20 protein-coding genes and 1 riboswitch are annotated in these 22,931 nt (G+C 40.0%); of the genes, 14 read left to right on the plus strand and 6 right to left on the minus strand.

The genetic code is table 11. From position 1 onward, the window contains the following. Window positions 1-170 precede the first annotated feature (170 nt). From P5G49_RS08795 to P5G49_RS08815, 5 genes are all read left to right on the plus strand, one after another. Entirely contained in the window at window positions 171-596 is a 426-nt protein-coding gene (locus P5G49_RS08795; protein WP_301243142.1) for an acyl-CoA thioesterase, read from the plus strand. Next, on the plus strand, window positions 596-913 hold the full coding sequence (locus P5G49_RS08800; protein WP_301243144.1) for a hypothetical protein: 318 nt from the start codon (window positions 596-598) through the stop codon (window positions 911-913). Before P5G49_RS08795 ends, P5G49_RS08800 begins: the two co-directional genes overlap by 1 nt. Window positions 914-1,007: 94 nt before the next feature. Further along, window positions 1,008-2,198, plus strand: coding sequence for an ATP-grasp domain-containing protein (locus P5G49_RS08805; protein WP_301243146.1), 1,191 nt, complete (start codon window positions 1,008-1,010; stop codon window positions 2,196-2,198). A gap of 5 nt (window positions 2,199-2,203) precedes the next feature. Further along, a complete protein-coding gene (locus tag P5G49_RS08810) occupies window positions 2,204-2,644 on the plus strand; it encodes a CotY/CotZ family spore coat protein (RefSeq protein ID WP_301243523.1) in 441 nt (146 codons plus the stop codon). Between the two features lie 84 nt (window positions 2,645-2,728). Beyond that, window positions 2,729-4,894 carry a YheC/YheD family protein gene (locus P5G49_RS08815; protein ID WP_301243147.1) on the plus strand — a complete coding sequence of 722 codons (2,166 nt, stop codon included), beginning with the start codon at window positions 2,729-2,731 and terminating at the stop codon, window positions 4,892-4,894. A gap of 36 nt (window positions 4,895-4,930) precedes the next feature. Here the strand turns inward: P5G49_RS08815 and P5G49_RS08820 are convergent, their stop codons facing one another. Continuing rightward, window positions 4,931-6,151: an ATP-grasp domain-containing protein gene (locus P5G49_RS08820; protein WP_301243148.1), complete on the minus strand. Its 1,221-nt coding sequence runs from the start codon at window positions 6,149-6,151 to the stop codon at window positions 4,931-4,933. Between the two features lie 175 nt (window positions 6,152-6,326). Between P5G49_RS08820 and P5G49_RS08825 the strand changes: the two genes are divergently transcribed. The 4 genes from P5G49_RS08825 to P5G49_RS08840 all read left to right on the plus strand — a co-directional run bounded on the left by P5G49_RS08825 (window position 6,327) and on the right by P5G49_RS08840 (window position 11,021). After that, the gene (locus tag P5G49_RS08825) at window positions 6,327-7,709 is read left to right on the plus strand and encodes a UDP-N-acetylmuramoyl-tripeptide--D-alanyl-D-alanine ligase (RefSeq protein WP_301243150.1); all 1,383 of its coding nucleotides are present in this window, start codon (window positions 6,327-6,329) and stop codon (window positions 7,707-7,709) included. 105 nt (window positions 7,710-7,814) lie between these two features. Further along, a complete protein-coding gene (locus P5G49_RS08830; RefSeq protein ID WP_301243152.1) occupies window positions 7,815-8,252 on the plus strand; it encodes a hypothetical protein in 438 nt (145 codons plus the stop codon). Between the two features lie 49 nt (window positions 8,253-8,301). Further along, the gene (locus P5G49_RS08835) at window positions 8,302-9,624 is read left to right on the plus strand and encodes a YheC/YheD family protein (RefSeq protein ID WP_301243153.1); all 1,323 of its coding nucleotides are present in this window, start codon (window positions 8,302-8,304) and stop codon (window positions 9,622-9,624) included. A 14-nt stretch (window positions 9,625-9,638) separates the two neighbouring features. Next, complete coding sequence (locus P5G49_RS08840) at window positions 9,639-11,021, plus strand: UDP-N-acetylmuramoyl-tripeptide--D-alanyl-D-alanine ligase (RefSeq protein WP_301243154.1); 1,383 nt, start codon at window positions 9,639-9,641, stop codon at window positions 11,019-11,021. Between the two features lie 49 nt (window positions 11,022-11,070). Here the strand turns inward: P5G49_RS08840 and P5G49_RS08845 are convergent, their stop codons facing one another. The 3 genes from P5G49_RS08845 to plsY all read right to left on the minus strand — a co-directional run bounded on the left by P5G49_RS08845 (window position 11,071) and on the right by plsY (window position 13,644). Further along, complete coding sequence (locus tag P5G49_RS08845; protein WP_301243155.1) at window positions 11,071-12,504, minus strand: C40 family peptidase; 1,434 nt, start codon at window positions 12,502-12,504, stop codon at window positions 11,071-11,073. 207 nt (window positions 12,505-12,711) lie between these two features. After that, window positions 12,712-13,005, minus strand: a complete 294-nt coding sequence (locus P5G49_RS08850) for a HesB/YadR/YfhF family protein (RefSeq protein ID WP_301243157.1) — start codon at window positions 13,003-13,005, stop codon at window positions 12,712-12,714. A gap of 36 nt (window positions 13,006-13,041) precedes the next feature. Continuing rightward, entirely contained in the window at window positions 13,042-13,644 is a 603-nt protein-coding gene (gene plsY / locus P5G49_RS08855) for a glycerol-3-phosphate 1-O-acyltransferase PlsY (RefSeq protein WP_301243159.1), read from the minus strand. A 269-nt stretch (window positions 13,645-13,913) separates the two neighbouring features. Here plsY and parE point away from each other — a divergent pair, with 269 nt between their 5' ends. The 3 genes from parE to P5G49_RS08870 all read left to right on the plus strand — a co-directional run bounded on the left by parE (window position 13,914) and on the right by P5G49_RS08870 (window position 19,670). Continuing rightward, window positions 13,914-15,884 carry a DNA topoisomerase IV subunit B gene (gene parE, locus P5G49_RS08860; RefSeq protein WP_301243161.1) on the plus strand — a complete coding sequence of 657 codons (1,971 nt, stop codon included), beginning with the start codon at window positions 13,914-13,916 and terminating at the stop codon, window positions 15,882-15,884. Further along, entirely contained in the window at window positions 15,881-18,313 is a 2,433-nt protein-coding gene (gene parC, locus P5G49_RS08865) for a DNA topoisomerase IV subunit A (RefSeq protein ID WP_301243163.1), read from the plus strand. The genes parE and parC overlap by 4 nt, the downstream gene beginning before the upstream one ends. A gap of 130 nt (window positions 18,314-18,443) precedes the next feature. Then, window positions 18,444-19,670 (plus strand): MFS transporter, encoded by a 1,227-nt coding sequence (locus P5G49_RS08870; protein WP_301243524.1) that lies wholly within the window; start codon window positions 18,444-18,446, stop codon window positions 19,668-19,670. A gap of 138 nt (window positions 19,671-19,808) precedes the next feature. Here the strand turns inward: P5G49_RS08870 and P5G49_RS08875 are convergent, their stop codons facing one another. Beyond that, window positions 19,809-20,186, minus strand: a complete 378-nt coding sequence (locus P5G49_RS08875; RefSeq protein ID WP_301243165.1) for an rRNA methyltransferase — start codon at window positions 20,184-20,186, stop codon at window positions 19,809-19,811. 154 nt (window positions 20,187-20,340) lie between these two features. Continuing rightward, entirely contained in the window at window positions 20,341-20,778 is a 438-nt protein-coding gene (locus tag P5G49_RS08880; protein WP_301243167.1) for an LAGLIDADG family homing endonuclease, read from the minus strand. A 196-nt stretch (window positions 20,779-20,974) separates the two neighbouring features. Further along, window positions 20,975-21,122: riboswitch (FMN riboswitch) on the plus strand. 61 nt (window positions 21,123-21,183) lie between these two features. On the opposite strand from P5G49_RS08880, the gene ribD reads away from it, so the two are divergent. Then, window positions 21,184-22,272 (plus strand): bifunctional diaminohydroxyphosphoribosylaminopyrimidine deaminase/5-amino-6-(5-phosphoribosylamino)uracil reductase RibD, encoded by a 1,089-nt coding sequence (gene ribD, locus P5G49_RS08885; protein WP_301243169.1) that lies wholly within the window; start codon window positions 21,184-21,186, stop codon window positions 22,270-22,272. Further along, the gene (gene ribE / locus P5G49_RS08890) at window positions 22,273-22,923 is read left to right on the plus strand and encodes a riboflavin synthase (RefSeq protein WP_301243171.1); all 651 of its coding nucleotides are present in this window, start codon (window positions 22,273-22,275) and stop codon (window positions 22,921-22,923) included. The last annotated feature ends 8 nt before the right edge of the window (window positions 22,924-22,931 follow it).

Genomic DNA, 22,931 nt, shown 5'->3' on the forward strand with positions numbered 1-22,931 from the left:
AATGTCCATTAATTTTGTTTTATATTGAAAGATAATTTAGGTAAACACTTGACTACAGGTAAGAAAGCGTCCGCCTGGAGCGGAAATCAACATTGCACATCAATCCAGACAAGTTGCTCAAACAGCAATCTTCACCTCTCTTTTGTATAATGGACAAGAGAGGTGAAGACATGTTTATCAGTGAAAAAGAAATAGAAATCCGGTATGCGGAGACGGACCAGATGGGGGTCGTATATCACGCAAATTATTTAATCTGGATGGAAATCGGGCGGACAAGCCTGATACAGGATTTAGGCTTTACATATGCGGGTCTTGAAGCGGAAGGCTATCTTTCCCCTGTTATTGATTTATCAATCCAATATAAGGCTGCAATGCGATATGGGCAGACGGCAAAGGTACGTACATGGGTCGAGTCGCATGGAAAACTCCGCACGGTATACGGCTACGAAATTCTTCATGAAGACGGAACGGTTGCTGCAACTGCCACTTCTGAACATATTTTAGTGAAACGGGATAGTTTTCGACCAATAGCTCTCAAGAAAGTCGATTCAGAATGGGATGCAAAATATACGGAAATCCGCAGGGTGGCAGACTGATGGCTTTTGGCATTACTCGGGCGGAATTGAAAGCTTGGAAGAAAAAAGTCCAAGCAGGTGAGATTGCGTTTCTCACTCATTATTGGCTCGATGATCGATTTCCGGGCTGTAAAACAGTTACAAAAGCGGGTTGCACAGATCTTGCCAAATTGATTGAATGGGGAAAAACGTATGGGTTAAAGCCTGAATGGATTGACCACCGTGAAGATTATCCCCATTATGATTTGTTCGGCAAAATTGAACTGAAAGCATTATTGGATGCCGGGTTATTGGAACAAGTAAATCGATTTAACTTGATGGATAAGCATGAAGGATAGCCCTTCATGCTTATTTATTTTGCCTAAAGAGCAATCATGTAAATGCATATTACTAATAGAAGGGGAATGTCTTAAATAAAAGGGTGATGTATAAATGGAAACAATTCTGTTTATCGGGTCTTCGACTTCCGGATCGAGCATGGACGCAATGGAAGCCGCCGATCGATTGGGTTATCGAACTATATTAATGACAAATCGCAAGACATTTATCCGCAACCATTTTCTTTTCGTCCACCAGGTAATATACATGGATACAATAGACGAGGAAAATCTACAAAAACAAATTAACAAGTTACTAAATACAGAAAACAAACTTCAAGCAATCATCAGTTTTGTCGATCCATTTGGCTCGTTAGCTGCAAGACTATCCAATGAATTTTGCAGCTCCTCCATCTCATCAGACGCATTACGAATAATTGAAGATAAATCCGCTACACGCAAAATTCTAAGACATCATTCTGCATCTTGTGAATTTGAAATAATAAATGGAAATCAGTTAAATCAATTATCAAGGAAGTATCCGTTGGTGTTGAAAAACCCGGTTTCCAATGGCTCTAAGGATGTTTATTTTGTAGAAAGTGAAGAGGTATTTAATATAACGCTTAAAAAGCTGACTACGCAAAACTCCGTAATCATAGAAGAATTCATAGATGGAGACCAATATGTCATTGAAGTTATTGTCTATAACGGTATACCAACTCTCGTCGCGGTAATAAAGCAGGAAATCGCATTGGAATACACATTCATCGTGACAGGCTATGAAGTAGTGATTCAAATGGATGAAACCATCTACCGTGATTTACGGATATCAATCATTTCCATACTTGAGGAAATAGGGCTCCAATATGGAGCATGTCATCTCGAAATGCGTCATTCCTCAAGGGGATGGAAGTTGATAGAGATCAATCCAAGAATCTCAGGTGGCGCTATGAACCGGATGATCAATGAGGCATTTGGCATCAATCTTGTTCAAGAAACGATCAAACTTTATCTCGGTGAGGAACCTGATCTTGTAAGGAAAAATTGCCAGCCTGTCTATACGTCATTTATAACGATTAATAGCTATGGGGTTTTATTGGAGATTGAAGGAGTAGAAAAAGCTGCTTCATCTTCCGGTGTTGTCGCTATCCATGTGAAACCTGAAATCGGGACAATAGTGATGCCTCCCATTTCGATGGCGCAGAGGTATGGATATGCGATGGCTGTAGGAGAAACATCGGTTGAAGCAAAGGAAAGGGCCGAGTATGCAGTCAGGTCTATAAAATTCTATATTGAGCTGATATAAAGATGATGAAAACACAAAAGGAGGGAAAAACGATGAAGAAATGCTGTATTTGTGATGAAATGAAGGCCTTATGCAATGAGCAGAAAATACTTTCGAAAATCGTAAATGGCTTTCAGTTTGTCCAAATGACTAAATGTTATGACACAATTCCATTCATGTTGCAGTCGTCAAATGAACACGATTATTTTACTGCTTTGATAGATGATGGAACGACTCCTTATTTCAGATTGGAAAAAATCGATGAAGCGAATTGCTGTGCTCAATTGTCGCTGCTGAAGCCGGTCGATTTGAAAGGTCGTCTTGCACGGACTGAAAAAGACCTTTACGCATTGAAAAAAACATCCCACTGCATCCACATTAATGCTTGCTGTTTTTGTGCAATCACTCCACTTCCGATAAACCTACTTGATCGCCCTCTACCCATTATCGAATGTAAATCAACATAATCATAAAGTGGGTAAACTCTTGTCCTTATCATTCCTCAGTCTAGTGAATGTATTAGATAGAGCCACTAAAAAAGGAGATAGACCATGATAACAATAGGTATGTTACATCATCGGAAAGACCCGGAAACTGTCATGAAAGCATATGCATTCGCTGCCGTGGCTGAAGCCGAGGGTGCGAATTTTTTCTACTTTTCTCCTGGAGAAGTGAACTTATTAAATCGCACGATCAGAGGACAAGTGTATGTAAACGGTAAGTGGCAAACGAGATACATGCCATTTCCGGATGTTATTTATAACGCGGGAAGCCCCGAAAAGCTTTCGAAAGCGAAAGAAGTCATCGACGAACTAAAAAAAGAAATCCCATTTACGACCCATTCAATCGGCAATAAGTGGAGCGTCAATCGTCGGTTAAAAGAGGCTAAAGACTTTGCCAGTTATCTAATCCCGACAGAAGCCGTAAAAAACACTGAGCATTTCATAACGTACATTGCTGCTTTCAAGAAAGTGGTCTTCAAACCAATTGATGGGCGTAAAGGAAAGGGCATTTATTTTATCGTCCAAGAAGGTGACCGGTTTTCGCTGAAAGGTGAGGGAACGAACAAGAAGTATACTGTTTCACAATTAAATGCATTCATCAAACAGAAGTTATCGCAAGGCACATACATCATCCAGCCCTACATTCAATCCGTGACTAAATCTGGGCAAGTGTTTGACTTCAGATTGCATGTGCAAAAGAATGGGAAAGGCGAATGGGTGATTACGACCATTTATCCGCGTGTTGCACCGAAAGGCTCAATCATTGCAAATATCAATAGTGGCGGCTATACGAATTATTTGGAGCCTTTCCTCGAACAGGAATTTAAGGAAGATGCAATTAATATAAAGAGGAAATTGGAGTATTTCTCGTTGGCACTTGCAAAACATCTCGATGATCTGCAAATGGAGAAATATGGCGAGGTGATTGACGAGATTGGAATTGATATCGGAATGGACCAGGACCTGAAGCTATGGATCTATGAAGTGAACTGGCGTCCTGGGTGTCCTCCGGCGTTCTATCTGGAATTGGATGTTGTGAAAAATACGGTACATTATGCGATGTATATTGCGAAAAACCAACGATCGATCCAAGAAAAAATTCGAGAAGCGAAGCGTAAAGCGGCAAAGAAGGAGCAAGGGACTCCGATTATCGCCATAACTGGAAGTGCGGGTAAAACAACGACAAAAGCATTTTTATCTTCCATACTCTCAAAAAAATGGAATATTTTTGAGTCGAAGGATTACTGGAATACGACAGAACATACGAAAAAGCATGCTGCGGAGATCAATTCTTCTCATCAGGCGGTTGTACTTGAATATGGAATGGCTTATCCTGGCGTCATTACAGAACATTGCCAAATCATCCAGCCGAATATGTCCATCGTAACAAACGTCGGACTTGCGCACGTCGGTAACTTTAATGGAGACCCACGTGGCGTTGCAAAAGCAAAATCCGAATTGATACACGGGATGGATCAATCCGGAGTGCTCTGCTTAAACAAGGATAATGACAATTCGAGATATCTGGAGACACAAAATTTCAATGGAACAACGATTACGGTTGGCATAAAGAAACCTGCTGATTATCAGGCATACGATGTGCAATACACTGACCAAGGTATGAGCTTTAAAATAAAACTGCAAAATGAGGAAATTGAATTGTTCATCCCAATATTTGGGGAGCATCATGTCTATAACGCCCTCTCCGCAATTGCGATTGCAGACCATTTAGGCTTTTCGCCGATGGAGATCAAAACCGGTCTACTCTTCAAAAAACCACCAAGAAGGCTGACAATCTATAATTGCAAGAATAATATTACGATGATTGACGATACCGTCCATTCACACCCGGAAGGCGTCCGAGCAGCTCTCGACGTATTGACGAATCTCGCAAGGCATCGGAAAATCGCCATTATCGGACAAATGAGAGAGTTAGGGGATATACGAGAGAGGGAATACCGGAAATTAGGTGACTTTATCCAACAGCAAAAGATTGATATATTGATCACTTATGGATTTAGAACTGAGGAGATTGGCGATCAAGCGAAAAGGCAAGGTATGCAAGCAAATAACGTCTATCATTTTACGGACCGGGAGAAATTGCATGATTTATTGTCTACATTGATACAAAAAGATGACACAATCCTCATTAAAGGGGCAAGCAAGACCAATATGTTCGAAACAGTCAAATTCATCGATAAGAAATATAGTTAATTACAAAGAGGACTCCTTCAATGGAAGTCCCCTTTGTTATTGTTCCTTTAGATGAAATTGTATTTTTTCAGCAGCCTTTTTCGCTAAATATTTCGCCACTTCCAATGTCCTTCCTTGTGCTATTGTATAGGCGTATCTGTGTCCCATCGATAGTGGCGGCATGAGCACAGTACCTTTTCTGGGCTTTACGTACACTTCAACTATACCAGGCATTTTCCTTGCTCTACTTTTCCCTGTGACTTTTTCTAAAATCCCTTTCTTATCTACAATAACATATTGTGTAAAGACAAAATGCCGTTGTTTTAATTCGAGATTAGGTTTTTCCCCTAAGTATAATTTAAGCGTTTCTGCCGTTAAATCATAACCGAAAGCCGCTTTCAGCATATTATTCATCGCGCCTCCGGAAATTCGCGGATTGATCTCGATTAAGCGCCATCCATTTGTTGTCAGTCGCATCTCTACGTGGAGAGCGCCGTTTTGGATTCTTAACTTGTCGATAATTGAATTCAAAACTTCCATAATGCTGTCGTTTAACTGTTTTTGAACGTATGCAAGAACTCCATAGCCAGTGATAATGAATCGCTGCCCGACCGTTATTTCCTGTTTAACAACCCCCGCAATGTGAATTTCTTTGTTGTGGACAATCGCCTCCACCAAATATTGCTCACCTTCGATGAACTCTTCAATAATTACAGGGTCTTTCGGATTCCTCTCTTGGAACTTCTCGACATGGCGTTTTAGTTGTTTTAACTCAGTTGCACGTACAACATCCTTCGAGCCAGTAGAGGAGGCCGTCTTTACAATAAGCGGGAAGTCGAAAACCCCTTCAATTTCCCTTGTATCAAGCTTACTATTAGGTTTAATCGTCAAGTATTTCGGGGAGTAGGGAAGCCCCTCTAAAACAGCCCTTGTCCCTGCCTTATTTTCCATAATAAGCGCAGCATTTGAAGAAGTGCCATTTGGGCAAAATTCTTCACATAATTTCAAAGCCCTCGCAACATTAGAGTCAACGAAACTTGCAATCGTCATAATTTCATTTCCTTTGAATTTCAATGCAAGGATCTCTTTCCTCATCTCCACTAAATTAGTAATATCAACGAGTACCATTTCATGTACGTCTGTATACTCTTTACGTTGTTGGATCTGCTTCTCGTTACTCGTAAACAGTACAGTAAAGTACCCAAGCCGTTCAGCTGCTCTAATTGCTTCCCTACTCGAACCAGACTTATTTGTTCCGATAAAAATGATTGTTTTCAAAAAGTCCAACTCCTTCATATTTAAGGCAACTCTTTATAAGTTATGAAGGAACCTGAGCGATACATGGTTATACATCATATGGGTAACGGTAAAAAATTCTCGGATACTCATGTTTTTCGTACAAGACGCATGATGATTGTCGCATAAAATGGTAGAGGGGAAGGGAGTGAAACTATTGAAACCATTAACGATCGGTTACATTAGGCAAGTTATGAACGGAGAAATCCTGCAAGGATCTGATGATTTACGAATTCAGTATGGTGCCTATCGCCTTAAGCAAGTACGCCATTCACATACAATCCTTTTTCTAAAAGGAAAAATCATTAAATGGGATCGGTTAAAGCCATTTTTTCCGATTGCGATTGTGGCTGAAGAATTCATGCAAACGTCTGAATATGAACAGAGCATAACAATTATTAAAGTCGAAAACTTAGAGAAAGCATATTGGGAATTCATCAATGACTACCGGGATAGCATTGATATTCCAATCATTGCAGTAACAGGTACTTCCGGCAAGACATCAACGAAAGAGATGATCAAGCATCTTTTGATGGTCAACAGAAAAATCACCTTTACAAATAGCACGAATAATTCCCGTACAGTCCATTTAGCGAATCTGCTTAGTATCGATGAAACGACTGAGGCGGCAGTATTCGAAGCAGCCGTCGGAGCCCCTAACGACATACTAAAAGCAGCTGCTTATCTAAAGCCGACAATCGGAATTATCACGAACATAGGAGAACATCATCTTAACCATTGCAAGACATTGGAAGCCTATATCGCAGCAAAAGGAGAAATGATTTCATCCCTTCAACTGAATGGAATTCTCATTTTAAATGAAGACGATGAAAAAACAAAGAAACTTGATAGGGAACAGTTTGCAGGAAAAATACTTACATTTGGCATTCAAAATACATGTGACTACCGGGCAAGCAATCTTGAATATTCAACTAACGGAATGAATTTCACACTTGAACATGATGAACAAAAATACCAAATGTACGTACCTGGGCTTGGTGAACATCAAGTATACAATGCGCTTGCGGCAATTGTAGCGGTTCGCCAGATTGGTATGGACTTCACTGCCATTAAGGACCGTTTGGTGTCATTCGAAACATTCAACAGACAAATGCAGGTTTCTAACGGGCCTAATGGATCAACAATCATCGATGATTCCTGGAGTATTACAACTACTTCCCTAAAAGCTGCATTGAAAGTTTTGGAATCCGTAGGAAAAAACAAAAAGAAAATAGCGGTTGTCGGAACAATAACCGATTTAGGTTCTTGGGGATATGTAATACATGAACTTGCAGGTGAGATAATTGCCTCAAGTGATGTAGACGTTCTTATAACGATTGGAATGCATGCAAAGATCATTGGAATAACAGCAAAAAAAATAAATCAAACAATGGAGGTATATTCATATAAAAATCACATCTGTGTGTATCCCTTCCTTAAAAATATAGTAGACCCAACAACAGTTGTACTTATCAAAGGGGATATGTATAGCGAACCCATTAATAAATTATCAATGCTTTTACGAAAAAAATATAATTAATATCGATGAATCTCTTTAATTTCTGGAAAATGGGACAAACACCAAGCTCCATCCATTCGCTAAGTAATATAGTAATATAGATTAATTTGAAAGGAGGTGAGAATAATGGGATTAATTTGTAATTGTGGTGTAATCGTCAACGCCGTGTCCGAAGATAATAATGTCAGATTTGCTGGGGTGCAGGGCACAGTTAATGGCGATTTACGGTACATGGCCGATGTTTGTGATAATAATTTGCCGGCATCCTTTTTGACTTTAAACTTTACTGATGAGTCAGGAGGCATGGTGAATAGAAGCTTCAATTTTGTTGCTGATACCATCACTTCAGTAGTATGTAGAAGGGAAGGCATGAATTGCGTTGTCACGGTAACTGGAACTGGTACAGTGGGAGGAAACACATTTCCATTTGAAGCCGTATTCCGGGATCAGGTTGATACAGCAAACTTCGATAATGTCCAAAGTTTCGTAATAACTGGTTTCTTTAACCAAGCTGGAGCTGCTCCTGTTCCACAAGGATCTATCGTAGCAGTTGGCTGCGAATAACAAATAAGCATAGCATCAGTTTTTAACGAGTATTGAAGGAGAGGAGTCTATGAAGGGAATTCGGGGCCGGTATGGTCAAATGAAGGTTTTGGAGACGGAACTAGATTCAACTGTTAAACTGTTAGATACTACCATTTTCAACAAGGACAACTTTTACAATGCATTAGGGCGGCAACAAGATTTCATAATAAGGCCGTTACTCGGACCACAAAAAATCAGGGTGAACCCTGTCAATAATTCTCTATATATTATTGAGTCAACTAACAACAAACAACATTTTACAAATAGTGAAGATGTTTATGAACACTTGCTTAAACATGAATTCACAAAAAAAAATTATGTTATACAAACTGTTCCGGCAAATAATCAATCCGTACTTCATTATCACCGATTTACCCTTCATAGAATATCCTCATCGTCTAATTGGAAGGTCGTCCATCATTCAATAACAGGTGGCAATGAACTCGGGAAAATTAGGCATGCATTACCTTTTTTGAAATTTAATAAAGTAGTGAGAAATGCAGCTAACTTACTTGGAAACTACTACCTTGCTTGCAATACTATTGTAATAGAGATCTTGCAGAACAAAATGGGGGAAACTTGGATTACAGATACGATTTTACACGAACGAAATAGTAAATGGAGTCAATTCCATTCTTTATATAGCTGCAAGGCATTGCGCAGTTACATTCCTCATACAGAACTATGTACTAAGGAGTCACTGGGGAAATTTCTGCAATCCCTTCGACAAGTTGTATTGAAACCTTGTGTTGGGCAACAAGGCAAAGGAATTGTAAAAGTAACAAAATTAGATGATAACACCTTTGAAATACATGAAAACAAGCAGATTATTAATATAAATGATTTTGCCAAACTGTATGATTATATTCATAATCATTATTTAAGTAAAAACGATTATATTGTTCAACAATTTATTGTTATAGGAAAAATTGACGATCGACTATTTGATGTGCGAGTTATGTCGCAGTTGGATGAAACTGAATGGATCATCACAGGCGTTTTAGTAAAAGTAGCCACAAAAGGCTTTTTCATCTCTAATCGGGCAAGTCAATTACTCACATTGGAGGAAGCCCTCATCTGGTCAAATAGTAAAATATCTTTTGATAAATGTGTATCTTTGATAAATGAAATTTGTGGGAAAGCATCTGTGGTACTTGAAAAAAATTGCAAAGGGATAACAATTATCGGATTCGATATTGCAATAGATAGTAACGGGGCATTATGGATCATCGAAGGAAACTATGCCCCTTCCACTGCTATGTTTTATAAGTTTAAGTACAATGAAATGTATGAAACAATTTATAAATATATTAATAAAAACAAAAAAAGGTTCTCACCGCACTCCGATTGAGAGGAGGAAAAAACTTGAGACCATTGGTTGTTAGTGTTATTCGCAAAGTGATGGAAGGCAGAATTATTACTGGTTCAGATGACTGGGAAGTGAAAGACGTCATCTATTACAATCGTCATGAGCATGCCAATCGAAACACTTTACTCTTCGTAAGCCGGGCAGATGAAATTAATTGGGATTCGATAAGTAAATTGGGACCTTCTCTAATTATTACTGATAAGGACGTTAATGAGGTAAATAGCGTTTTTCCGAATATAACCGTCATTCATGTTAGAAGTTTAGTGCAATCGTATTGGAAATTCATAAACTACTATCGAAATCTTTTTGAAATTCCAGTTGTGACAATAACAGGGACATGCGGGAAAACAACTGTTAAAGACATGATAAGACATATACTTCAACCTACATGGAATGTACATTCGTCTATCAGCAGTCAAAATGAACCAAGACGTTCGCTACCTTATTTGATGGGTATAGATGATTACACAGAGGCGGCTGTTTTTGAACATGGACTTGGTAACACGGGCAATATCAAACATCAATGCATGATTTACCAGCCCACAATCGGTATAGTAACGACGATAGGGGTTCACCATTTGGACGGGTGTGGTAACTTGGAGGGGTATATTCGGGCGAAAGAGGAAATAGTCGGCGGCATTAGAGATGGTGGAACTTTGATATTGAATGCCGATGATGAAAACACAAAAAAATTACGGACCCAAAATTTCAAAGGGAAAATCATTTATTTTGGGACTGCTGAAAAAGCCCATTTTAAGGCTTCACATATTAAGTTTGCTGATGGAGGAATGGATTTTATCCTACATACAGCCAATCGAACATATAAGGCATACATTCCTGGATACGGCGAGCATCAAGTTAGTAATGCACTCGCAGCCATAACGGCAGCCCACGAAATAGGGATGGATGTAGATGCAGCAATTTCGCGGTTAATGACTTTCAGGAACATGGATCGGCATTTGGAGTTTTCCAAAGGCATCAATGGTAGCACAATCATTGATGATACATGGACAAATAATCCAACTTCAGTTGAAGCTGCCTTGAAGGTGCTTGATTCGATAGGGAAAGATAAAAACGTTATATTGATATTAGGAGATATTAATCGACTGGGAAACTATGAAAAACACTATCATAGGGAAATCGGCAGTATGATCGCAAAAAGAAATATAGGTACATTAATTACAATAGGAAAAAAAGCTAAAGAAATTGCTACCCAGGCAAAGATGGATGGTAGTACCGCCACCATTTTGAGTTTTGAAAAGGTGAATGAGATTGGTGATAAACTATATCATCTTTTTGACGAAAAATCTCTCGTACTTATTAAAGGGCCGATGTCGAGTCGCGGTATGATTGATTTTGCTGAAAAACTGAAGTTGTAATGCTCAAAAAAAGAAGCATCAATCGCAAATGCGATGATGCTTCTTTTTCTCAGTTAGTAAGGACGCGTTGTGCTTGTACATAATTCTTTGTTGCCCATGAAGAGGACAGACTTTGCTTTTCAACTTTACCGGAAGTGGAGAGAGTGATAAATTCATTCCCGCCAATATAAATACCGGTTTGTGTTATCCTTGTTCCTTTATTATCAGTGGAGAAGAAAAGGAGATCCCCTTTTTGAAGATTTGTTTTCATCACCGGTGTACCAATTAGTGCCTGTCGGCTTGCAATTTTGCTCTTCAAATCGACACCTTGTTGTTTATATACATAATAAGTGAATCCCGCGGGAGTGAAAATCAATGATCTTTCATCATAAACATATCCAAATTTCGCTTTACCTATCAGACCTTCCGCGAACTCAACAAGTTTATCTGCTGAGGATACACTTGGTGTTGAAGGGGTTGAAGGTTCTGGTTGTGTAGAAGGTTCTGGTTGTGTAGAAGGTTCTGATGGTGTTGGAGATACTGATGGTGTAGAAGGTGCAGTTGAAACAGATTCTGTAAACACCCTTTTTGCAGTGATATAATGTTCATTATAATAATCCGCCAAAAGAACCCTTGTGATAACTCCTCCGGAAGTTGGTATAACAACACGATGTTCACCAGCATAAATTCCAACCAAGTTCGCAGTTGTTGAACCAGTAACACTGTTGAAGAAAACAAGATCCCCTTTCTTTAAATTGGAGCGGGAAACAGTCGTCCCCTTACTCTGTAAATCTCTTATGCTTGTAGCATTTAACGTTGTTCCGTTTTGTTTGTAGATATAATTGACGAATCCTGTACTTGTAAATTTCTTTGTAGATTCATTGTTTACTGAACCGATTATCGCTTGGTCTTTCAATTCATATGCAAGTTCCGTGATTTTATCTCCAGTTGTTGGAGGATTAGACGAGAGAAGGCTTGGAATGACACGAGTCGCTCCGAAATAATTTTCTGTATAATACGGTTTGCTGTTAAGATCGGCAATTATTATATTCTGCTGTGGGTCTGCCATATGGATTACTTTGTTGTCACCAATGTACATGGCGACGTGATCAGGATCAGTTCCTGTTGTTTTGCTCTTAAAGAATAGCAAATCCCCTTTTTTCCATTGACCCTTAGCTACAGGAGTACCCTGTTGAATCATATAGTTTTCGTTGTATGTTGCTAAATCCACGCCGCTTTTCTCGAAAATGTACATAATAAATGTCGCACAAGAGAATTTATAGGGGTATGTCGGTTTGTACTCAGCAGTGCTATATGTTGACTTACCAATCAAGCTTTTTGCTAATTGGATCAATTGATCGGCTTTCGCATCCACAACTTGCTGTGATGGTGTCGCAGTAACCGTGGCGGCTGAGACCTTAAGGTTATGATCAAATGTTGGCATTGTTAAAGAAGTTGCAGTGACGCATGTAATTAATGCAGCGGATAACAGTTTACGTTTCATTGCGAATCCTCCCAAAAAAAGATTTTCTTATGTCTTGCACTGATCGTAGCATAGAAAATGTGGGGGATTTCGAGGGAATATTCACCAATAGAAAACCAAGGCTCCGCTATTCCCGTCAATTCTGGACTCCACACTGTTCTTTACAAATAGATTACAGAGGAAAATTGGGGAAACAAGGAAATTAAAAAAGCGTGTGGCTTGTTGCCATCACGCTTTTTTATAGGAGTAAACCAATTCATTAATTTTAGAATCAACGTTCACATGCAAATCGTGTTCGTCGAAAAACCAGTAATCCCTTCGTTCGATGTAAAAGTGAATGCCTTCAATTATTGTCTCAACTACTGACTCGTCGGGATGTTCTTTTGTAACCCCAAGGGAAAAGCCGTCATGTAATGGGCTTGAACCACCGTATCTTGCGAAGAACTTAATGTATTCACCTGATTTCGCTTCCATCTCATTCCGAAACCAGTTTATTGCATCATCTGATATTGCGATTTTCAATAATCATCCCGCCTTTCGGTAGATGCTTCTATTGTATTACAACCACTTTACTTTAGGCTCAGTTCCTGCTTTGATTCTTGTAATATTGGCACGGTGCCTGTAGAAAATGAAGATGGCCATAAGACCGACGATGATCATCAATGAGAAATCGCCAGACCAAACATAATAAGCAATACAATATATAAATGCAACGACTGCCACAATCATGGAAGACAATGAAACCATCTTAGTGATTTTTAAAGCCAGGAGGAAAGTAAGTAAAACGACAATAAAGATAGGCCAGTTATAGCCAAGCAAAACTCCCCCCGAAGTGGCAACGGCCTTTCCGCCTTTAAATCCTGCGAAAATCGGAAAAATATGGCCGATGACAGCGCAAAATCCAAGAATGAGTGGGTGGATTTCGGATGCCGCGAAAACAGGTAATAGCGGTAGGAGAACTGCAGCTGTCCCTTTCAGGATATCAAGGATGGTAACGACAAGTCCTGCAGCTTTACCAAGAACGCGAAATGTATTTGTAGCACCAAGATTTCCACTCCCATGTTCTCGTACATCGGTTTTGTAAAAAAGCTTGCCAACCCATAATGCGGAAGGGATGGAGCCAAGTAAATAAGCGCATAGAATTAGAATGATAATTTCCATAGTCTTTCCCCTTTTTTTGGTTCTTTGGTTCAAGTCTAACAGAACACGATAGCTCCTACAATGGAAGGATTCAATGTTCAACCGAAATATTAAGCTTTTACTTATACCCCTCTTCAACTAACTTTTTCCTTATCTAATTGCATTCAACAGCTTTCTTCTATACAATTAATTGAGCGAGCTTCCTGAAACGTTGATTTGACAAGCTTTACAGGAAGCGATACGATAGTATATAAACAAAAAGAGAACATTCGTTTGATGGGGGTTGCGATTTGACGAAAGAGCAAGAAGTATACGCATATGATGATGATTCAATCCAAGTTCTCGAGGGCCTTGATGCAGTCCGGAAGAGACCTGGTATGTATATTGGTTCGACCGACTCGCGAGGACTTCATCATCTCGTTTATGAAATAGTAGATAACGCGGTAGATGAAGCGCTTGCTGGATTTGGTTCTGAAATAGATGTAACAATCCATGCTGATGGCAGTATAGGCGTTCGGGATTATGGACGTGGAATGCCAACAGGGATGCACAAGACTGGAAAACCGACAACGGAAGTTATTCTGACAGTCCTTCATGCAGGTGGAAAGTTTGGTCAAGGCGGTTATAAGACGAGCGGCGGATTGCATGGGGTTGGCGCATCTGTCGTTAATGCGCTGTCAGAATGGCTGGAAGTGACGATATTCCGTGATGGCAAGAAATTCCGCCAACGCTTTGAACATGGCGGGAAGCCGGTCACTACTCTTGAAGAGATAGGGACAACCCGTGAAAAAGGTACATTGATCCACTTCAAGCCGGATCCGATTATTTTTTCCACGATAAAGTATCAATATGAAATCTTATCTGAGCGTTTACGTGAATCTGCATTCCTTTTAAAAGGTTTAAAAATCGTTCTAAAAGAAGAAGGCACAGAAAAGCAAGACATCTTCCATTATGAATCTGGTATTAAAGCTTTCATTGAATATTTGAATGAAGAAAAGGATGTACTTCATGATGTTGCGTACCTTGAAGGGCAATCCGAAGAGATTGAAGTGGAATTCGCATTTCAGTTTACGGATGGCTACTCAGAAACGATCCTTTCCTTCGTTAACAATGTAAGGACAAAAGACGGAGGAACGCACGAAACCGGTGCAAAGACCGCTATGACCCGCGTATTCAATGAGTATGCAAGAAAAACAGGGTTAGTGAAAGAGAAAGATAAAAACCTTGATGGCTCTGATATTCGGGAAGGCGTATCAGCAATTATTTCTGTACGGATTCCAGAAGAAATCCTTCAGTTTGAAGGTCAGACAAAAGGGAAGTTAGGGACAAGCGAAGCAAGAACAGCTACGGATGCCATCATTTCACAGCATCTTCTTTATTTCCTTGAAGAGAATGCTGAGTTAAGTGCTAATTTGATCCGAAAAGCTGTGCGAGCGCAACAGGCAAGGGAAGCGGCACGAAAAGCAAGGGAAGATGCTCGTTCTGGAAAGAAACGTCGACGATCCGATACATTGTTAACAGGAAAACTGACTCCTGCCCAATCACGGAATGCAGCTAAAAATGAACTGTACCTTGTCGAGGGTGATTCTGCTGGTGGCTCTGCAAAACAAGGAAGAGATCGAACATTCCAAGCGATTTTGCCACTTCGAGGTAAGGTGATTAACACAGAAAAGGCGAAGTTGGAAGATATCATGAAAAATGAGGAAATCAACACAATCATCCATGCAATCGGCGGAGGAGTCGGCGCTGATTTCCAAGTTGACGATATCGCTTATGATAAAGTGATCATCATGACGGATGCGGATACCGACGGGGCACATATCCAAGTGCTTCTTCTAACATTCTTCTATCGCTATATGAAACCTTTGATCGAGGCTGGTAAAGTATATATCGCATTACCCCCACTTTATAAAGTTTCCAGAGGAGCCGGAAAAAAAGAAGTGGTCGAATACGCATGGACTGAAGCGGATCTTGACGCAGCCATCAAAAAAGTCGGCCGTGGGTATATGCTGCAACGCTATAAAGGGCTCGGGGAAATGAATGCCGATCAACTGTGGGATACGACGATGAATCCGGAAACCAGAACGCTTATTCGCGTCACGATAGAGGATGGAGCACAATCTGAAAGGCGTGTCACTACATTGATGGGCGATAAGGTTGAGCCAAGACGGAGATGGATTGAAAATAACGTGGATTTCGGCACAGAGGACCATAATATTTTGGAAAATGAATTTTTACATGTTGAGGGGGACTTTGAATGACTTCAACTGAACGATACCAAGATCTGCCCTTGGAAGAAGTAATAGGAGACCGTTTCGGTCGTTATAGTAAATATATCATTCAAGATCGCGCCCTACCTGATGCCCGGGATGGACTGAAACCAGTACAAAGACGTATTTTATACGCCATGTTCCATGAAGGGAATACGCATGATAAGGCTTTCCGGAAGTCTGCTAAAACTGTCGGTAATGTTATCGGTAACTATCATCCTCATGGAGACTCATCTGTCTATGACGCGATGGTCAGGATGAGCCAGGAATGGAAGCTACGACATCTTATGGTCGAAATGCATGGTAATAACGGTTCGGTCGACGGCGATCCAGCGGCCGCAATGCGTTATACCGAGGCAAGGCTCTCAGCTATCGCCTCAGAAATGTTGCGTGACATCGGAAGGGACACTGTGGAATTTGTTCCAAACTTCGATGATACAGAGCCAGAGCCGACCGTTTTACCTGCTCGTTTTCCAAATTTGCTTGTAAACGGTTCAACAGGGATTTCAGCTGGGTATGCTACAGATATTCCACCACATGCACTTCATGAAGTGATTGATGCAGTGCTTATGAGGATGGATAAACCAAACGCTACAGTGGATGAATTGATGACTGTCATGAAGGGTCCGGATTTTCCAACAGGGGCAATTATCCAAGGTACGGGTGGTATTAAAACGGCTTATGAAACAGGCAGAGGCCGTTTTATCATTCGTGCAAAATCAGAAATCGAACCGTTAAAAGCAGGTAAATCTCAAATCGTCATCACCGAAATTCCTTATGATGTAAATAAAGCGAATTTGGTAAAGAAGATTGATGAACTGCGTTTGGATCGGAAAATGGATGGTATTGCGGATGTAAGAGATGAATCCGACCGAACAGGCCTCCGTATAGTTATCGAATTGAAAAAAGATATGGATGGCAATGCCATATTGCATTATCTTTTGAAAAATACAGACCTTCAAGTGACTTATAATTTCAATATGGTTGCTATTTCAAACCGAAGACCGACATTAATGTCACTACCGATGCTGTTGGATGCATATATTGATCACCAAAAAGAAGTAGTTACAAGACGGTCTAAATATGATATTCAAAAGGCGAAGGATCGTTTGCATATTGTTGAGGGGCTTATGAAGGCTTTATCCATTTTGGATGAAGTGATTAAGACAATCCGGGCATCAAAGGACAAGCGTGATGCCAAGAACAATATCATTTCCAAATTCGGTTTTACCGAAGTGCAGGCTGAAGCAATCGTATCACTCCAGTTATATAGACTTACGAATACTGACATAACTGAACTGAGAAAAGAAGATGCGGAGCTTAGGAAACTGATTGAACATCTTGACGCTATCTTGAAAAGTGATAAAAAACTTTCCGCGGTCATCAAAAAAGAATTAATGGATGTTCGTAAACAGTTTTCTGAACAGAGAAGATCAGTTATTGAAGAGATGATTGAAACGATCAAAGTTGATCTTGATATTCTTGTTCCAAGTGAAGAAGTTGTCGTATCAGTTACGAAAGATGGCTATGTAAAGAGGACGAGCATTCGTTCGTATAGCGCGACAAACGGCACTGGTATGGATATAAAGGAATCCGATTATGTTCTATTTGAATCCGTCATGAATACTCAGCATCATATTCTTCTATTCACCTCATTTGGTAACTACATCTATCAACCTGTTCACGAATTACCAGATATAAGATGGCGTGATTTAGGGCAGCATATCTCAAGCATTATTTCACTTGAACCGAATGAAGAGATCATTGCAGCGATTGGCGTAGATAATTTTGAAGAAGAAAAATCGATTTTAACAGTATCAGACAATGGAAATATTAAGCTATCAAAGTTAGTGGACTTCCAAGTTCAACGTTATTCACGGACATTTAAGGCAATGAATATTAAAAAGGGGAATTACATGGTTGATGCGCAGCTTGTTACAGGTGAAGAAGAGGTTATTTTATTCACAGAACAGGCCTACGCACTCAGGTTTTCTTTAACAGAATTGACGGTTACAGGTATTCGAACAGCGGGAGTTCGCGGTATTAATTTGAAAGCGGAAGATAAGCTTGTTTCAATGCTCGTCATTCAGGATGAATCGGATTCCGTATTTATTGCTACACAACGTGGTTCTGTCAAACGGATAGGGCTAAAAGAATTCGAGACTGCTGTGAGGGCACAGCGTGGTGTAGTGGTGCTGAAGGAATTGAAAACAAATCCACATCGGATTGTAGGAACCAAACCTGTCAAACCAAGTGAAAACGTCATCATAGCGACAGACAAGGACCAAAAAGTAACTGTTGAAGCAGGGGGCTTAAGGCTTGTCGAACGCTTATCGAACGGAAGTTCCGTATTGGATGAAAGTAAAGATGGAAAGGTAGTTTCCGTTTATAAAGAGTTAAAAGCAGAAATGAAATCTTGACCAAAGTGTCTGCCAACGAATATACCGTCGGCAGACACTTTTTTTATGTCGAAATATTGATAGTGACAACTTTCATTATTTACCGTATAATAGTTCGGAAGTCGAAATAACAGAGAGAACGGTGACGAAGATGTGGAGAAATCGGAACGTTTGGATTATCCTGAGTGGGGAAATGATAGCGGGTCTCGGGCTATGGACAGGGATAATTGGAAATTTGGAGTTTTTACAGGAAAAGGTCCCTTCCGATTTTGTAAAAGCATTGATCCTTTCAATCGGTTTACTTGCAGGCATTATTGCAGGCCCACTTGCGGGAAGAATCATAGACCAGTCAAAGAAAAAAACGATATTAATTGTGGCTGGCTTTGGTAGGTTAGTCAGTGTCATTTTTATGTTGTTAGCCATTTCAACCGGATCTGTCTGGTGGATGGTGGCCTTTATCATTACTATACAACTTGCAGCAACTTTCTATTTTCCGGCATTACAATCCACAATTCCTCTAATAGTCAAAGACGAAGATCTTTTAACGATGAACGGGATGCATATGAACGTCGCAACAATTGCACGTGTAGCTGGAACAGCCCTTGCTGGTGTCATGCTTGTCTATTGGTCATTGGCTTCTTTGTATTGGGTTTCAATGGTAGCGTATGCCTTGTTGTTAGGATTTACAATGTTATTAAGGATTGATGAAGAAAAGGGAAGACGAGTAGATGAAGGGGGTAAGGGGAGTAAAGGCAGTTTTATAGAAGTATTTCCCGTCTTAAAGGCATTTCCAGCAGTCGGAATGACACTTATCATGACCATGATACCTTTATTATTTATTGGCTCTTTCAACCTGATAGTCATTAATATAAGTGAAATCCAAGATTCTTCAACAATTAAGGGTTGGATTTATACATTTGAAGGCATAGCTTTCATGATTGGTTCTTTTGCAGTTAAGTTAATAACAAGAAAATGGAAAACAACAGTCATTTTATTCTTCTTTGCATCCATGGTGGCCGTAGCGGAATTCATGCTTTATTTTGCTCATAATATTGTATTGACATTAGGAGCATTTGCCGTATTAGGTTTTGCGTTAGGCTGTTTCTTTCCTACAGCAATGGTTATTTTTCAAAAACAAATGCCGAAAGCATATCACGGACGTTTTTTCTCATTCCGAAATATGCTGGAAAGAGTTATGTTCCAAATTGTCTTATTAAGTGCGGGTGCATTTTTGGACATTTTAGGATTGCAGACGATGGTGATCATTTTTGGCATGATCAGTTTAAGTTTGACGTTGTTATTTTTCATTCAAATGAAACGAAGGAATATTATTTTGGAACATCAAGCAAAAACCGAACCTGCAGCGGAAATCATCTAATGATCCGCAGCAGGTTTTTAATTTGATGAAAATCGGTTTCATCTCAATGTTTCAAGTATACTTTTGAATGAAATTCAACTCTCACTAATATATATTATGACCGGGACCCTAAAAGTGGGGTTGTTGTTAAAAGTGTTATCATACCTCTATTCTGTATCGATAGTTACTATTTTTACTGCTTTCAACGTCGATGAATTTTGTACTGTACTCGATAACGTCATTTATATATAAGTCATTCTCTTTTGCAACATCTTTAATTGCTTCGAGCAATTCTTTATCATAAGTTGTTTTATAATGTGCTCGATCCTTTGGCCGCTGATCCTTAGTATAGGATATTTCCTCACCGTTATCTAAAAAATTTACAAAACCGCTTTCTATTAGATAATTAACGTGTGTATTATTGTTTTTCGCTAAAATCGACAATTCATTAATCAATGCTTTGCTAATCGTTGTTTTAAATTTAACCCTACTCGTATCTGTAGTTTGCTGTAATTTGCCATTAACAAGTTTCCACATATATATCACTCCAGTTTTAGAATTAGTTGCCCCATGGTAGCGTGTTGAGACATTCTATCTTTTTTGTGTTTAATAAACAGACCTTCTGAATCAGCGTAAATGATAGACGCAAGTTTTGGAAGCTCGTGTTTTCCCTTTACCCAAACCCTATATACTAATTTGGTTTAATGCCAATTTGTTCTAAGTCCTCTTTAATGGTATTTGAATTGATGATTAACATTGGTGTGGTCCTGGTACCTGTTGGCGCTGTTATTCTTGGTTCAGCACCCATGAGTATAGCAACTTTACGCAGTATAGTCTCATCTTTTTGCGCTAAGTAAACACTATGCACTTTTTTATTAATAGTACCATCCGTAATGATCAAGCCTAATACCCAGGCCATCTCATGACTCCAAACTTTAAAATAATCTTCATTCACTTTATGAATGCGTGGACGCCCTGTAGTATGATCTAACTCAATACCATTCTTTTTTAGTACATACTTAATTCCACTAACGGATAAACCGATAATAGAAATTAGCTGTGCATAAGGCAACCCACTTTTATATAACTCAATGATTTTTTCGTCTGTCATACCTAAGTTTCTTGCCAATTAACATCCCTCCCCTACCCCCATTATACAAACTCATGTTCTCTATTACAATTAAATGAACAAATCGGAAAATAGCAAGCTATTCTATCATTTTACTTTTCAAATTCTACTAATCAAAATAACATCCTACCAATCTAACAACAAAAACTTGGCAATTAACTCCCATGTATGTTAAATTTGATTCGGTCAATTCAAAACGACACTTCGGGGCAAGGTGAAATTCCTTACCGGCGGTGATCAAGCGCAATGCTTGTCAGTCCGTGACCCGTTCTTCCCCGCGGAAGACGGTGGAGCTGGTGAAACTCCGGCACCGACAGTTAAAGTCTGGATGGGAGAAGTTGTTAGATTTTGATGGCCATGCCCAACTCTATATCCGCCCTTTCAAATGCTGAAAGGGGGAATTCGATGGACCACGCCGATTATATGAAGTTAGCTTTAGATCTTGCAAAGCTTGCAGAGGGTCAAACATCACCGAATCCTATTGTCGGTGCTGTTTGTGTTAAAAACGGCCAGATAGTAGGGACAGGTGTTCATATGAAAGCTAAAACACCTCATGCTGAAGTGCACGCCCTCTCAATGGCCGGATCACATGCAGTCGATGCAGATCTCTATGTCACTTTGGAACCGTGCGCGCATATTGGAAAAACGCCTGCGTGCACAGAGGCCATCATTGCAAGCGGCATCCGCCGTGTTTTCATCGCATCCAAAGATCCGAATCCTTCCGTCAACGGTAAAGGGATTAGGCTTCTTAGGGATGCCGGAATTGAAGTGATCACTGATTTATGTAAAGAAGAGGCGGATTTTAGCAATCGGGCATTTTTTCATTTTATACAACACCAACAACCTTATGTTACATTGAAGGCTGCCACGACTCTCGATGGCCGTCTTGCAACGCAAAATGGGAACAGCAAATGGATAACGTCTGAAAGTTCTAGACACGAAGTCCATACCCTCCGCCATACCCATGATGCAATTTTAGTTGGTGTAAACACTATTCTTCAAGATAACCCTTTCCTCACCACCCGTTTGCCCCATGGTGGAAAGAACCCAATACGAATCATTTTAGACAGGCATCTACGGACGCCAAAAACTGCAAATGTTTTACAGGACCAAGCTGCTGAAACAATCATCTTCGCACTTGAATCCGATCAGCCGCCTCATAGCTTTTCTGATTTACCTAACGTTCATGTGGAAACGATACCGGAGCATATCCCCTTTTTGGATGAAGTCCTATCGCGACTTGCCAAAAGAGGTATCATGACTCTGTTAGTCGAAGGCGGAAGCAAGGTCCATTCAAGTTTCATTCAGGCTCGCCTTGCGAATGAGCTGTATCTGTATATGGCACCTAAATTGATTGGGAACGGCCCTTCCCTATTCATGAATGAGAACCGATCAACCATTTCGGAATCGGAGACGCTCCGGATTATCGATGTAAAGCAAATTGGAGAAGACATACGGCTTCATGCACTTTTCTCCACTGGAGGTGTAAGCTGATTGTTCACTGGTATTGTTGAAGAAATCGGGACCGTTCAAGCAGTAAAGAAAGGTCCTACTTCGATGCAATTAACTGTTGCATGTAGTCGTGTGCTGACAGACGTAAAAAAGGGAGATAGTATTTCCGTCAATGGAGTATGTCTTACTGTAACGGACTTTTCAAAAGGTGATTTCATAGCTGATGTAATGCCAGAGACGTTCAAAGCGACTACTTTATTTACATTGCAAGCTGGAAACCGCGTAAATTTAGAGCGTGCGATGGCAGCGAACGGCCGTTTTGGCGGCCATTTTGTTACCGGTCATGTCGATTGCATCGGTGAAATTATTGCTGTCCGACCAGTAGCTAACGCAATCTATTTTGATATTCGGATGGATTCCACTTTTCAAACACAACTTGTCCCAAAAGGTTCAATAACGGTCGATGGTACTTCGTTAACTGTTTTCGCCATCTCGAAACAAGGATTCACAGTGTCGTTAATCCCTGTTACTCAAACTGATTCCATCCTTGGAAATAAGCGTGTGGGCGATTATGTCAATATAGAATGCGATATCCTTGCGAAATATATGGAGCGGATTGTCTCAATGAAAGAAACTGAACCGTCCGGCGGGCTTACAATGGCTACGCTTGCCAAAAACGGATTTTTGGATTAGAGGTGCTT

This window comes from Sporosarcina highlanderae (genome assembly GCF_030433715.1).
Lineage (GTDB): Bacteria > Bacillota > Bacilli > Bacillales_A > Planococcaceae > Sporosarcina > Sporosarcina highlanderae.

What these genes read in the sequence shown, in the direction of transcription:
- P5G49_RS08810 (WP_301243523.1), top strand. Translation starts at nt 2,204, where the DNA reads ATGAAAACACAAAAGGAGGGAAAAACGATGAAGAAATGCTGTATTTGT.
- P5G49_RS08870 (WP_301243524.1), top strand. Translation starts at nt 18,444, where the DNA reads ATGTGGAGAAATCGGAACGTTTGGATTATCCTGAGTGGGGAAATGATA.
- P5G49_RS08875 (WP_301243165.1), bottom strand. Translation starts at nt 20,186, where the DNA reads ATGTGGAAACTTGTTAATGGCAAATTACAGCAAACTACAGATACGAGT.
- P5G49_RS08815 (WP_301243147.1), top strand. Translation starts at nt 2,729, where the DNA reads ATGATAACAATAGGTATGTTACATCATCGGAAAGACCCGGAAACTGTC.
- ribD (WP_301243169.1), top strand. Translation starts at nt 21,184, where the DNA reads ATGGACCACGCCGATTATATGAAGTTAGCTTTAGATCTTGCAAAGCTT.
- P5G49_RS08800 (WP_301243144.1), top strand. Translation starts at nt 596, where the DNA reads ATGGCTTTTGGCATTACTCGGGCGGAATTGAAAGCTTGGAAGAAAAAA.
- P5G49_RS08845 (WP_301243155.1), bottom strand. Translation starts at nt 12,504, where the DNA reads ATGAAACGTAAACTGTTATCCGCTGCATTAATTACATGCGTCACTGCA.
- P5G49_RS08835 (WP_301243153.1), top strand. Translation starts at nt 8,302, where the DNA reads ATGAAGGGAATTCGGGGCCGGTATGGTCAAATGAAGGTTTTGGAGACG.
- P5G49_RS08830 (WP_301243152.1), top strand. Translation starts at nt 7,815, where the DNA reads ATGGGATTAATTTGTAATTGTGGTGTAATCGTCAACGCCGTGTCCGAA.
- P5G49_RS08805 (WP_301243146.1), top strand. Translation starts at nt 1,008, where the DNA reads ATGGAAACAATTCTGTTTATCGGGTCTTCGACTTCCGGATCGAGCATG.
- P5G49_RS08795 (WP_301243142.1), top strand. Translation starts at nt 171, where the DNA reads ATGTTTATCAGTGAAAAAGAAATAGAAATCCGGTATGCGGAGACGGAC.
- parC (WP_301243163.1), top strand. Translation starts at nt 15,881, where the DNA reads ATGACTTCAACTGAACGATACCAAGATCTGCCCTTGGAAGAAGTAATA.
- plsY (WP_301243159.1), bottom strand. Translation starts at nt 13,644, where the DNA reads ATGGAAATTATCATTCTAATTCTATGCGCTTATTTACTTGGCTCCATC.